Below are 12729 nucleotides of genomic sequence, written 5' to 3'. Positions count from 1 at the left end.
TTCCTCATTAATCTCCTTTCAGGCAGCTCGCATACTGGTTGGCTAATTGGTTCAAAAACGCTGAATAGCTTGTTTTACCCAGTTTGATATTCGTTCCGAGTGGATCCAACGTTCCCATTCGAACGGTTGTCCCTCTCGCGACGGCTTCAACGACCGCTGGCCTGAACTGTGGCTCAGCAAAAACGCAGGTTGCTTTTTGCTCAACCAACTGTGTTCTTATTTCATGTAAACGCTGCGCACCAGGTTGAATCTCAGGGTTCACGGTAAAGTGACCAAGCGGTGTTAGTCCGTAGTGTTTCTCGTAGTAGCCATAGGCGTCATGAAAAACGAAATAACCTTTGCCCTTGAGCGGCGCGAGCTCGTTACCTACCTGCTTATCGGTTGCGGCTAATTGTGCCTCAAAATCCTTCAGGTTGGCGTCAAGTTTGGCTCGACTTTGCGGCATAAGTTCCACTAATTTTTCATGGATTGCAACCGCTGAGGCCCGCGCTATCTCTGGGGAGAGCCAAAGATGCATGTTGTAATCGCCGTGATGGTGATGCTCGTCACTTTTTTCACCACCCGCATCGCTGTGTCCATGATCGTCATCGTCGTCGTCAGCACCTTTCATGAGTAACGGTTTCACGTCATTAAGCTGCGCAATCGTTACCTGTTTCGCGTTAGGAATATTCTTGACTGACTTTTCCATAAACGCTTCCATCTCAGGTCCAATCCACACGACTAAGTCCGCGCCCTGTAAGCGTTTTACGTCTGAAGGACGCAGTGAGTAATCGTGTTCGGAAGCCCCGTCAGGCAGCAGAACCTGGGTATCAGTTACCCCATCAGCAATGGCTGAAGCGATAAATCCCAGCGGCTTAAGAGACGCCACAACGGCGGCATTTGCCGCCTGTGTTGCACTACCCCAAAGAGCAGCGGATAATGCTGCGAAAAGAAGCGTATTTTTATGTAACATAATGCGACCAATCATCGTAACGAATGTAAGAAATGTGATATTATAACATTCTATAACTTCTGCAAGACTAAAATTGATATGACGACTTTGGTTTCACTGGAAAATGTCTCGGTCTCTTATGGTCAACGCCGCGTCCTTTCTGACGTATCGCTTGAACTTCGACCCGGTAAAATTTTGACGCTTCTCGGCCCAAATGGTGCCGGGAAGTCAACCCTGGTGCGCGTTGTTTTAGGGCTGGTAGCGGCTGACGAGGGAGTTATCAAGCGTAATGGTCAATTGCGGATTGGCTATGTGCCGCAAAAGCTGTACCTCGATACCACGCTTCCACTGACGGTCAGTCGTTTTCTGCGCTTACGTCCCGGCACCAAAAAGGAGGATATTCTTCCGGCGCTGAAGCGCGTTCAGGCCGGGCATCTGATGAATGCGCCGATGCAAAAACTCTCTGGCGGGGAAACGCAACGCGTTCTGTTGGCCCGTGCTTTATTGAATAAGCCTCAGCTACTGGTTCTTGATGAACCGACCCAGGGTGTGGATGTCAATGGTCAGGTCGCACTGTACGATCTTATCGACCAGTTACGACGTGAACTGGATTGCGCCGTACTGATGGTTTCCCATGACCTGCATCTGGTGATGGCTAAAACCGATGAAGTGCTGTGCCTCAACCATCATATTTGCTGTTCCGGCGCGCCAGAAGTGGTTTCCATGCACCCGGAATTCATCTCAATGTTCGGGCAACGCGGCGCCGAACAACTCGGAATTTACCGTCATAATCATAATCATCGCCACGATTTACAGGGTCGTATCGTCTTACGCCGGGGAAATGGTCACTCATGATTGAATTGTTATTACCCGGTTGGTTAGCCGGGATCATGCTGGCCTGTGCCGCCGGCCCACTCGGCTCGTTCGTCGTCTGGCGTCGTATGTCTTATTTTGGTGATACGCTGGCCCACGCTTCACTGCTGGGCGTCGCTTTTGGTCTGCTGCTGAATGTAAATCCTTTCTATGCCGTCATTGCCGTGACCCTGATGCTGGCGGCCGGTCTGGTATGGCTGGAGAAGCGCCCTCACCTCGCGATCGATACCTTGCTTGGTATTATGGCGCACAGCGCGTTGTCATTGGGGCTGGTTGTCGTCAGCTTGATGTCAAACATCCGCGTGGATCTGATGGCCTACCTGTTTGGTGATTTACTCGCCGTGACGCCAGAAGATCTCATCTCCATCGCCATTGGCGTGATTATCGTTCTGGCGATTCTGTTCTGGCAGTGGCGCAACCTGCTGTCGATGACCATCAGTCCGGATCTGGCTTTTGTTGATGGCGTGAAGCTGCAACGCGTTAAGCTGTTGCTGATGCTGGTTACAGCTTTAACTATCGGTGTGGCGATGAAGTTTGTCGGGGCGCTGATTATCACCTCTCTGCTGATCATCCCTGCGGCAACCGCCCGTCGTTTCGCCCGCACACCGGAACAGATGGCAGGCGTCGCCGTTGGTGTGGGTATGATAGCGGTTACAGGGGGGCTGACCTTCTCAGCCTTTTATGATACCCCAGCAGGGCCATCCGTGGTGCTGTGTGCCGCGCTGCTGTTTATCTTCAGCATGATGAAAAAGCAGGCGAGCTAAGCGAGTGTTGCCCGGTGGCGCTGCGCTTACCGGGCCTACAAAATCGCCCTGGCCTGGTGAGCGTAGCGACTTCAGCCGCTAAGGCATCTCTGGCGGCGTGATCCCGAAATGGTTCCAGGCGCGCACCGTTGCCATTCTTCCGCGCGGCGTACGCTGCAGAAAACCTTGCTGAATCAGATACGGCTCCAGCACATCCTCAATGGTTTCACGTTCTTCCCCGATCGCCGCCGCCAGGTTATCCAGGCCGACCGGCCCGCCGAAGAATTTATCGATCACCGCCAGCAGCAGCTTGCGGTCCATATAATCGAAGCCTTCCGCGTCGACGTTGAGCATATCCAGCGCCTGAGCGGCGATATCCGCCGAAATGGTGCCGTCATGCTTCACCTCGGCAAAATCACGTACCCGGCGTAATAAACGGTTGGCGATACGCGGCGTACCACGGGCGCGACGCGCCACTTCCAACGCCCCTTCATCGCTCATTTCCAGTCCCATGAAGCGGGCGCTACGTCCGACAATGTGCTGCAGATCGGCAACCTGATAGAACTCCAGTCGCTGCACAATACCAAAGCGGTCACGCAGCGGGGACGTTAACGACCCGGCGCGCGTCGTCGCCCCAATCAGGGTAAACGGCGGCAGATCGATCTTAATTGAACGTGCAGCAGGCCCTTCGCCAATCATGATATCCAGCTGATAATCTTCCATCGCCGGATACAGCACCTCTTCCACCACCGGCGACAGGCGATGGATTTCATCGATAAAGAGAACATCGTGGGGTTCAAGGTTAGTGAGCATCGCCGCCAGATCGCCCGCTTTCTCCAGCACAGGTCCGGATGTGGTGCGCAGGTTGACGCCCATTTCATTGGCCACAATATTGGCAAGCGTGGTTTTACCGAGGCCAGGAGGACCAAAAATCAGCAGGTGATCAAGAGCATCACCGCGCAGCTTTGCCGCCTGAATAAAAATCTCCATTTGCGAGCGTACCTGAGGCTGGCCAATATACTCTTCCAGCAATTTAGGGCGGATCGCACGATCCACCAGGTCTTCAGGTGTCGTGCTGACAGCCGAAATCAGGCGATCTGCTTCAATCATCCTTTACCTCACAATGCCGCGCGAAGCGCTTCACGAATCAGGGTTTCACTGCTGGCATCAGGGCGGGCAATTTTGCTCACCATGCGGCTGGCTTCCTGTGGTTTATAGCCTAACGCCACCAGCGCAGCAACCGCTTCCTGCTCGGCGTCCTCCGTTGCCGGACTTGCCGGAGAGGTCAGGACCAGATCCGCCGCCGGGGTAAAGAGATCGCCATGCAGACCTTTAAAGCGGTCCTTCATTTCTACAATCAAACGCTCGGCAGTTTTCTTTCCAATGCCGGGTAACTTCACCAGCGCGCCAAGTTCTTCACGTTCAACGGCATTCACGAACTGCTGGGCAGACATACCGGAGAGGATCGCCAGCGCCAGCTTCGGGCCAACGCCATTGGTTTTAATTAACTCTTTAAATAGCGTGCGTTCTTGCTTGTTGTTGAAGCCATACAGCAACTGCGCGTCTTCACGCACCACAAAATGGGTGAAGATAATCGCTTCCTGTCCGGCTTCCGGCAGCTCGTAGAAACAGGTCATGGGCATATGCACTTCATAGCCTACCCCACCCGTTTCCAGAAGGACCAGCGGGGGTTGTTTTTCAAGAATGATGCCTCTGAGTCTGCCTATCACATGACGCTCCTGCGTTAAGGGCTAAAAGGTAATGCGCTATCATAAAAAAAGGCTGGATAGATATCCAGCCTCATTTGTCACTAACGTAACCGACCTCGCGCCAGATTCAGCCTCGACTCGCTCATTTGCATGGCATTCTGACTGACATGGCAGTGGGTAATGGCAATCGCCAACGCATCCGCGGCGTCCGCCTGCGGGTTGGCAGGCAGCTTCAGCAACGTACGCACCATATGCTGCACCTGACTTTTTTCCGCGCTACCGATACCAACCACGGTCTGTTTTACCTGGCGGGCCGCATATTCAAAGACCGGAAGATCCTGATTGGTCGCCGCAACGATTGCCACGCCGCGCGCCTGCCCCAGCTTTAGCGCCGAGTCGGCGTTCTTCGCCATAAAAACTTGCTCAATGGCAAAATAGTCCGGCTGAAACTGGGTGATTATCTCCGTCACGCCCGCATAAATCAGCTTCAGACGTGATGGAAGATCGTCAACTTTGGTGCGAATACAGCCGCTGCCGAGGTAGGTCAGTTGCCTGCCGACCTGACGGATTACGCCATAACCGGTAATGCGTGACCCCGGGTCAATGCCGAGAATAATAGACATCACGCATCTCCTGTTATTGTATGGCCTAACCACATCATTCTAAGGTCGCAGCAACCTCATCGGAGATTTCACCGTTGTGGTAAACTTCCTGTACGTCGTCGCAGTCTTCCAGCATATCGATCAGACGCATCAGTTTCGGTGCCGTTTCTGCATCCATGTCTGCTTTAGTGGACGGGATCATCGTCACTTCAGCGCTGTCTGCTTTCAGGCCAGCCGCTTCCAGCGCGTCACGCACTTTGCCCATCTCTTCCCACGCGGTGTAAACATCAATCGCGCCGTCGTCGTAGGTCACTACATCTTCAGCACCGGCTTCCAGCGCCGCTTCCATGATGGTGTCTTCGTCGCCTTTCTCAAAAGAGATCACGCCTTTTTTGCTGAACAGGTAAGCCACGGAGCCGTCGGTGCCCAGGTTACCGCCGGTTTTGCTGAACGCATGACGCACTTCAGCCACGGTACGGTTACGGTTGTCAGACAGGCATTCAATCATCACCGCGGTGCCGCCAGGGCCGTAACCTTCATAGATGATGGTCTCCATATTCGAGTCTTCATCACCGCCCACGCCACGCGCGATGGCACGGTTCAGGGTGTCACGGGTCATGTTGTTGGACAGCGCTTTATCCACCGCCGCGCGCAGACGCGGGTTAGCATCCGGATCGCCCCCGCCCAGTTTAGCCGCCGTCACCAGCTCACGAATGATTTTGGTAAAAATTTTACCGCGCTTGGCATCCTGCGCGGCTTTACGATGTCTGGTATTGGCCCATTTACTATGACCTGCCATAAATAATATCTCCAAAAAGCGCGCCTTCTCAGGCGACGTTAATCACAAATTCTTCAATCGCCTGCCGATTACTCCACGACTTGGTTAACTGGGCGGCTTCAACCGCATTAACCCAACGATAGGTCAGATGTTCGGTGAACACGATCTCTCGTTCTGAGGGAAGTGCCAGGCAAAACCAGGATTCAGTATTACGTTCAATTCCCGGCGCATAGCGATGACGTAAATGGCTAAAAATCTCAAACTCTACCGTGCGCTGACAGTCAATTAAGGTCAGTTGCTCAGTCGCAACATCAATGGCGACCTCTTCCTTTACTTCGCGCATGGCGGCCTGCGACGCGGTTTCACCCTCTTCCAGGCTGCCGGTGACCGACTGCCAGAAGTCAGGATCGTCGCGTCGCTGTAACATCAGCACTCTCCCGGTGTCCTTTGCATAAATCACGACCAACACCGAGACAGGCTGTTTGTACTTCATATCAGTTATTCTCGGCCTTCTTCACAACCTGAATGCTCAGTTCCGCCAGCGCAGCTTCGTTAGCGAAGCTTGGCGCTTCAGTCATCAGACACGCGGCTGCCGTCGTTTTCGGGAAGGCAATAACGTCGCGAATGTTATCAGTACCCGTCAGCAACATGGTCAGACGATCCAGACCAAACGCCAGGCCCGCATGTGGCGGAGTACCATATTTTAGCGCATCCAGCAGGAAGCCGAATTTCTCGCGCTGCTCTTGCTCGTTAATGCCCAGAATACCGAATACGGTCTGCTGCATGTCACCGTTGTGAATACGTACGGAACCACCACCTACTTCATAGCCGTTGATAACCATATCGTAAGCGTTGGCAACCGCATCTTCCGGCGCAGCTTTCAGCTCAGCAGCGGTCATGTCTTTCGGCGAGGTGAACGGGTGGTGCATCGCGGTCAGACCGCCTTCACCATCGTCTTCAAACATCGGGAAGTCGATGACCCACAGCGGCGCCCATTTCGACTCGTCGGTAATGCTCAGATCTTTACCCAGTTTCAGACGCAGCGCGCCCATCGCGTCGGCAACCACTTTCTTGTTGTCGGCACCGAAGAAAATCATGTCGCCGTCTTGCGCTCCGGTACGCGTCAGAATCGCTTCCACGATTTCTGCGTTCAGGAACTTAGCCACCGGGCTGGTGATACCTTCCAGACCTTTCGCACGCTCGGTGACTTTGATGTAAGCCAGACCTTTCGCGCCGTAGATCTTAATAAAGTTACCGTAATCATCGATCTGCTTACGGCTTAAGCTCGCACCGCCCGGTACGCGCAGAGCGGCTACACGGCCTTTCGGATCGTTCGCCGGACCAGAGAACACCGCGAACTCAACGTCTTTCACCAGATCAGCGACGTCAACCAGTTCCATTGGGTTACGCAGGTCTGGTTTATCGGAGCCGTAACGGCGCTCAGCCTCGGCAAAGGTCATGATCGGGAAATCACCGAGATCCACACCTTTCACTTCCAGCCACAGATTCCGTACTAACGCTTCCATTACTTCACGCACCTGCGGCGCAGTCATGAAAGACGTCTCGACGTCGATCTGGGTAAATTCAGGCTGACGGTCAGCACGTAAGTCTTCATCGCGGAAGCACTTTACGATCTGATAGTAACGGTCAAAGCCAGACATCATCAGCAGTTGCTTGAACAGCTGAGGAGACTGCGGCAGCGCGTAAAACTTGCCTTTATGAACGCGGGAAGGCACCAGATAGTCGCGCGCGCCTTCCGGCGTCGCTTTGGTCAACATCGGGGTTTCAATGTCGAGGAAGCCGTGATCGTCCATAAAACGACGCACCAGGCTGGTAATTTTGGCGCGTGTTTTCAGGCGCTGCGCCATTTCAGGACGACGCAGATCCAGATAACGATACTTCAGACGCGCTTCTTCGGTATTGACGTGGTTAGAGTCCAGCGGCAGTGAGTCTGAGCGGTTGATGATGGTCAGATCGGACGCCAGTACTTCAATTTCGCCAGTCGCCATATCGGCATTGACGTTTTTCGCATCACGCGCACGCACGGTGCCCGTAACCTGGATGCAGAACTCATTACGCAGTTCGGAGGCCAGCTTTAACGCGTCCGCACGGTCCGGATCGAAAAATACCTGCACGATACCTTCGCGGTCGCGCATATCGATAAAGATCAGGCTACCAAGGTCACGACGACGGTTGACCCAACCACACAGAGTCACCTGCTGCCCCTCGTGGGACAGACGTAGCTGCCCGCAATATTCTGTACGCATGAGATATCCCTTAACTTTGCCGCAGGCGGATTGTCATCTGTCTCGCAGATGACGAAGTCGCAGCTTTAGCTGAATGTCACAACTGAATGAAAAAAGGCGGCTATTATACTGGAAATTCTGCCGCACGATAAGTCCGGTACTGACTGTACGCCTGTTTCCTCGACGGGCATTGCGTAATCTCACAAAAAATAACAAAAATTGTCGCCCCTTTCACACTGATTCGCGATTAAGGTGTAACGGATTTCTTATTTTTTACTGGAGTGACCATGCTGGAACTGAACGCAACAACAACCGCCCTTGTCGTCATTGACTTACAGGAAGGGATCCTGCCTTTCGCTGGCGGACCACATACGGCACACGATGTGGTTATCCGCGCCGCACGGTTGGCGGAAAAATTTCGTGCTAAGGGTTCTCCAGTAGTGATGGTACGCGTTGGCTGGTCTGATGATTATGCTGAAGCGCTGAAACAGCCGGTTGATGCCCAGGCCCCCGCCAAAGCGTTACCCGACAACTGGTGGGATTATCCGCAAGCCTTGGGCAAATGCGCCAGCGATCTGGAAGTCACCAAACGTCAGTGGGGCGCGTTCTACGGTACCGATCTCGAGCTACAGTTGCGCCGCCGGGGTATCGATACCATCGTCCTGTGTGGCATTTCCACGAACATTGGCGTGGAATCCACCGCGCGAAACGCGTGGGAGCTAGGATTCAATCTGATTGTTGCGGAAGATGCCTGTAGCGCCGCCAGTGCTGACCAGCATCAAGGCAGCATGACTCACATTTTCCCACGCATTGCGCGCGTGCGCAGCGTGGACGAGATCCTGCACGCGTTATGATCTATATCGGCTTACCCCAGTGGTCGCACCCGAGATGGGTGCGACTTGGGATCACCAGCCTGGAAGAGTATGCCCGGCACTTTAACTGCGTGGAGGGCAACACCACGCTGTATGCGTTGCCAAAAGCCGAGATTGTCACCCGCTGGCATGCACAAACCACCGATGCGTTTCGATTTTGTTTTAAGTTTCCGGCCACCATTTCACATCAGGCCGCGTTGCGTAACTGTGATGATTTGGTACAGGAATTTTTCACGCGCATGTCACCGCTGGAAGCGCGCATCGGGCAATACTGGTTACAATTACCCGCAACCTTTGCCCCACGCGATCTGTCCGCTCTGTGGCCGTTTCTCGACGCGCTCCCCAAATCCTTTACCTACGGTGTCGAAGTTCGCCATCCGGACTTCTTTGCCAAAGGCGAAGCCGAGCAGCAACTGAATCGCGGCCTGCATGAGCGAGGTGTAAACCGGGTGATTTTAGACAGTCGCCCGGTGCATGCCGCCATCCCGCATACTGAAGCGGTACGAGAAGCTCAGCGTAAGAAACCAAAGGTTCCGGTTCATGCAGTGGTAACAGCCAATCATCCGATGGTGCGTTTTATCGGTAGCGATGATATGGCACAAAACCGGCAGTTATTTGCAGTTTGGTTAACCAAGCTGTCGCAGTGGCAACAATCCACGACGCCGTATCTTTTTTTACATACGCCGGATATCGCGCAGGCTCCGGAGCTGGTAGACACGTTATGGGCGGATTTACGTAGCGCCCTGCCAGAGATCGGATCAGCACCGTCTATTCCACAGCAATCTTCTCTTTTCTGAAATTGCCACCTATCATAGACAATGCCATCAGCCATTTTAAAGGGAGTTTGTATGGTCAGCGCGCTTTATGCCGTATTAGGTGCGTTATTGTTAATAAAGTTCTCATTTGACGTCGTGCGCCTGCGTATGCTGTACCGCGTTGCCTATGGTGACGGTGGTTTTAGCGAACTGCAAAGCGCTATCCGTATTCATGGTAATGCGGTGGAATATATTCCTGTCGCGTTAGTGCTGCTGTTATTTATGGAAATGAACGGCGCAGAAACGTGGATGGTGCATATTTGCGGACTGATGTTGATTGCCGGACGACTGATGCATTATTACGGATTCCACCACCGGCTTTTCCGCTGGCGGCGTTCAGGCATGAGCGCGACCTGGTGTTCGCTGTTGCTAATGGTGCTGGCGAATCTTTGGTATATGCCCTGGGAGTTGGTTTTCTCCCTGCATTAGCGCACAATACGCCACTTTATTTTTCCCGGATTTTTACGTTATGTCTCACCGCGACACGCTTTTTTCTGCGCCTATCGCCAGTCTGGGTGACTGGACCTTTGATGAACGGGTAGCTGAAGTCTTCCCGGATATGATCCAGCGTTCCGTTCCCGGCTACTCCAATATCATTTCGATGATTGGCATGCTGGCCGAACGTTTCGTACAACCCAACACACAGGTCTACGATCTCGGCTGCTCTTTGGGCGCGGCGACGCTCTCGGTGCGTCGCAATATTCATCACGAGAATTGCAAAATTATTGCCATTGATAATTCCCCGGCGATGGTTGAGCGCTGCCGCCGTCATATTGACGCTTATAAGGCCCCAACCCCGGTTGACGTCATCGAAGGCGATATTCGCGACATTACTATCGAAAACGCCTCGATGGTGGTGCTGAATTTTACCCTGCAGTTCCTTGAGCCACCTGAGCGCCAGGCATTGTTGGATAAGATTTATCAGGGACTGAATCCCGGCGGTGCGCTGGTGCTGTCGGAGAAATTCAGTTTCGAAGACGCTCAAGTTGGCGAGCTGCTGTTCAACATGCACCATGACTTCAAACGCGCAAATGGCTATAGCGAACTGGAAATCAGCCAGAAGCGCAGCATGCTGGAGAACGTGATGCTGACCGACTCCGTAGAAACACACAAAGCGCGCCTGCATCAGGCTGGTTTTGAGCACAGCGAATTGTGGTTCCAGTGCTTCAACTTTGGTTCCCTGGTGGCGTTGAAAGCTGAGGTTTGCGCATGATCGATTTTGGTAACTTTTATCAGTTGATTGCCAAAAATCACCTTTCCCACTGGCTGGAAACACTCCCGGCGCAAATCGCTGCCTGGCAGCGCGATCAGCATGGCTTATTTAAGCAGTGGTCGAATGCGGTGGAGTTTTTGCCAGAGTTAACGCCGTATCGTCTGGACTTACTGCATAGCGTCACCGCAGAAAGCGAGCAACCACTTAGCGACGGTCAGCTCAAACGCATCGACACCCTGATGCGGAACCTGATGCCATGGCGTAAAGGGCCATACTCGCTCTACGGCGTCAATATTGATACCGAATGGCGCTCAGACTGGAAATGGGATCGCGTCCTGCCGCATTTATCGGATCTTACCGGCCGTACCATTCTCGATGTCGGCTGCGGCAGCGGATATCACATGTGGCGTATGATTGGCGCGGGGGCGCACCTGGCGGTGGGCATCGATCCTACGCAATTGTTCCTGTGCCAGTTTGAAGCGGTGCGTAAACTGCTGGGCAACGATCAGCGCGCGCATCTGCTGCCGCTGGGTATTGAACAGCTTCCGGCGCTCAACGCCTTTGATACCGTATTTTCCATGGGTGTGCTGTATCATCGACGTTCCCCGCTGGAACACCTGTGGCAGTTGAAAGATCAGTTGGTTAAAGAGGGTGAACTGGTACTGGAAACGTTGGTTGTCGAGGGTGATGAAAATACCGTACTGGTGCCGGGTGACCGCTACGCGCAGATGCGTAACGTCTATTTTATCCCCTCTGCGTTGGCGCTAAAAAACTGGCTGGAAAAATGCGGATTTGTTGATGTGCGCATCGCCGATGTCTGCGTCACCACCACCGAAGAGCAGCGCCGCACCGAGTGGATGATAACCGAATCGCTGGCCGATTTTCTCGACCCGAACGACCACAGTAAAACGGTGGAAGGCTACCCCGCCCCATTACGCGCGGTATTGATTGCGCGTAAGCCGTAATAGATTGCCGAATGACCGTTACGTATAGCACCGTTTCTCCAAAATAGTTCACGTTGCAGCAAGGCGGCAACGCAGCAAATCCCCGGGAGCGTAGATAACTACGTGACCGGGGTGCGCGAGGCGGCCAACGCTGTTGCGGCTTGAAATATGAAGGAGAAAAAAAGGCCCCTGTTGAAATTGCAGGGGCCTGGTACGAGCAAGCATCATATTGGGCGACATGATGCAACGGTAAAAATCAGCTGGCCTGATGGCGTGCCATGATTGCTTTCATTTCAGCAACCGCCGCTCCGTCAACCGCATAGCGAGAATACTCATCCGCCTGCGTATCCGAAGACATCGACAACCCCGGATTGCGATAACGCATTGGGGAAGCCAGCCATACTCCGGCAGAACTATGGACTTCCTGCACTCCAGCATCCAGGAACAGGGACAAATTCGAGGCGCGAACCCCCGCTCCGGCCATAATGATTGGAGCACCCGCCTGCGCAATAAGTTCCATTATTTTTGTTAAACCTTGCACTGCATCTGATTTTTGCCCGGAAGTCAGTACTCTGGCGATGCCCAATTGAGAGAGTTTTTGTAGCGCATTGAGTGGGTTAGCGCACATATCAAACGCCCGATGAAAAGTGACATTCAGCGGACCGGCTGCCGCCATTATTTTTTCCATGCGCGGCATATCGACATTGCCATCCACATCTAAAATACCGGTCACCAGCCCTGGAAATCCCAGTTCTCTGACCATCGCAATATCATCCAGCATTGCCGCGAATTCACCGTCGGTATAACAAAAATCCCCTCCACGCGGGCGGATAATCGGGTTGACGGGAATAGCAACATGCTGACGAACCGAACGCAATACGCCCAGTGACGGCGTTAAGCCCCCTTCTTTGGGCGCCGAGCAAAGCTCAATGCGATCCGCGCCGTTTTGCTGCGCCGTAAGCGCGCATTCCATGCTGTAACAGCAAACTTCCAGTAAGGCCAT

At 53.5% G+C, this 12729-nt stretch carries 15 protein-coding genes; 7 read left to right on the top strand and 8 right to left on the bottom strand.

Annotated features, from left to right (window positions below):
• Window positions 1-7 precede the first annotated feature (7 nt).
• On the bottom strand, window positions 8-952 hold the full coding sequence (gene znuA / locus FDX09_RS20890; protein WP_038643243.1) for a zinc ABC transporter substrate-binding protein ZnuA: 945 nt from the start codon (window positions 950-952) through the stop codon (window positions 8-10).
• A gap of 78 nt (window positions 953-1030) precedes the next feature.
• Between znuA and znuC the strand changes: the two genes are divergently transcribed.
• Both znuC and znuB read left to right on the top strand, forming a co-directional pair.
• Window positions 1031-1786: a zinc ABC transporter ATP-binding protein ZnuC gene (gene znuC / locus FDX09_RS20885; RefSeq protein WP_006684140.1), complete on the top strand. Its 756-nt coding sequence runs from the start codon at window positions 1031-1033 to the stop codon at window positions 1784-1786.
• Entirely contained in the window at window positions 1783-2568 is a 786-nt protein-coding gene (gene znuB / locus FDX09_RS20880) for a zinc ABC transporter permease subunit ZnuB (protein WP_069324707.1), read from the top strand. The genes znuC and znuB overlap by 4 nt, the downstream gene beginning before the upstream one ends.
• 78 nt (window positions 2569-2646) lie before the next feature.
• On the opposite strand, the gene ruvB is transcribed toward znuB, so the two are convergent.
• From ruvB to aspS, 6 genes are all read right to left on the bottom strand, one after another.
• Window positions 2647-3657, bottom strand: coding sequence for a Holliday junction branch migration DNA helicase RuvB (ruvB, locus tag FDX09_RS20875; RefSeq protein ID WP_005120696.1), 1011 nt, complete (start codon window positions 3655-3657; stop codon window positions 2647-2649).
• An 8-nt stretch (window positions 3658-3665) separates the two neighbouring features.
• Window positions 3666-4277 carry a Holliday junction branch migration protein RuvA gene (gene ruvA / locus FDX09_RS20870; RefSeq protein WP_038641428.1) on the bottom strand — a complete coding sequence of 204 codons (612 nt, stop codon included), beginning with the start codon at window positions 4275-4277 and terminating at the stop codon, window positions 3666-3668.
• 80 nt (window positions 4278-4357) lie between these two features.
• A complete protein-coding gene (gene ruvC / locus FDX09_RS20865; RefSeq protein ID WP_003034867.1) occupies window positions 4358-4879 on the bottom strand; it encodes a crossover junction endodeoxyribonuclease RuvC in 522 nt (173 codons plus the stop codon).
• 34 nt (window positions 4880-4913) lie between these two features.
• A complete protein-coding gene (locus FDX09_RS20860; protein ID WP_006684137.1) occupies window positions 4914-5657 on the bottom strand; it encodes a YebC/PmpR family DNA-binding transcriptional regulator in 744 nt (247 codons plus the stop codon).
• A 28-nt stretch (window positions 5658-5685) separates the two neighbouring features.
• Window positions 5686-6129 (bottom strand): dihydroneopterin triphosphate diphosphatase, encoded by a 444-nt coding sequence (gene nudB / locus FDX09_RS20855; protein ID WP_038641430.1) that lies wholly within the window; start codon window positions 6127-6129, stop codon window positions 5686-5688.
• A gap of 1 nt (window position 6130) precedes the next feature.
• Window positions 6131-7903, bottom strand: coding sequence for an aspartate--tRNA ligase (gene aspS / locus FDX09_RS20850; protein ID WP_121529165.1), 1773 nt, complete (start codon window positions 7901-7903; stop codon window positions 6131-6133).
• A 266-nt stretch (window positions 7904-8169) separates the two neighbouring features.
• On the opposite strand from aspS, the gene FDX09_RS20840 reads away from it, so the two are divergent.
• From FDX09_RS20840 to cmoB, 5 genes are read left to right on the top strand one after another with little or no spacing between them, the layout of a single operon-like run.
• On the top strand, window positions 8170-8736 hold the full coding sequence (locus tag FDX09_RS20840) for a hydrolase (RefSeq protein ID WP_038641434.1): 567 nt from the start codon (window positions 8170-8172) through the stop codon (window positions 8734-8736).
• Window positions 8733-9551 carry a DUF72 domain-containing protein gene (locus tag FDX09_RS20835; protein ID WP_137347808.1) on the top strand — a complete coding sequence of 273 codons (819 nt, stop codon included), beginning with the start codon at window positions 8733-8735 and terminating at the stop codon, window positions 9549-9551. The genes FDX09_RS20840 and FDX09_RS20835 overlap by 4 nt, the downstream gene beginning before the upstream one ends.
• A 51-nt stretch (window positions 9552-9602) precedes the next feature.
• Window positions 9603-9998: an MAPEG family protein gene (locus FDX09_RS20830; RefSeq protein WP_038641437.1), complete on the top strand. Its 396-nt coding sequence runs from the start codon at window positions 9603-9605 to the stop codon at window positions 9996-9998.
• Window positions 9999-10038: 40 nt separating this feature from the next.
• Window positions 10039-10782 (top strand): carboxy-S-adenosyl-L-methionine synthase CmoA, encoded by a 744-nt coding sequence (cmoA, locus tag FDX09_RS20825; protein WP_038641439.1) that lies wholly within the window; start codon window positions 10039-10041, stop codon window positions 10780-10782.
• The gene (gene cmoB / locus FDX09_RS20820) at window positions 10779-11747 is read left to right on the top strand and encodes a tRNA 5-methoxyuridine(34)/uridine 5-oxyacetic acid(34) synthase CmoB (RefSeq protein WP_038641441.1); all 969 of its coding nucleotides are present in this window, start codon (window positions 10779-10781) and stop codon (window positions 11745-11747) included. The genes cmoA and cmoB overlap by 4 nt, the downstream gene beginning before the upstream one ends.
• A 235-nt stretch (window positions 11748-11982) precedes the next feature.
• On the opposite strand, the gene cutC is transcribed toward cmoB, so the two are convergent.
• Complete coding sequence (gene cutC, locus FDX09_RS20815) at window positions 11983-12729, bottom strand: copper homeostasis protein CutC (protein ID WP_137347807.1); 747 nt, start codon at window positions 12727-12729, stop codon at window positions 11983-11985.

Source organism: Citrobacter sp. wls717, assembly GCF_005280955.1.
GTDB classification, from domain to species: Bacteria; Pseudomonadota; Gammaproteobacteria; order Enterobacterales; family Enterobacteriaceae; genus Citrobacter; species Citrobacter werkmanii.
The sequence above is the reverse complement of the archived record's forward strand: the minus strand, read 5'-3'. Positions and strand labels throughout refer to the sequence as shown.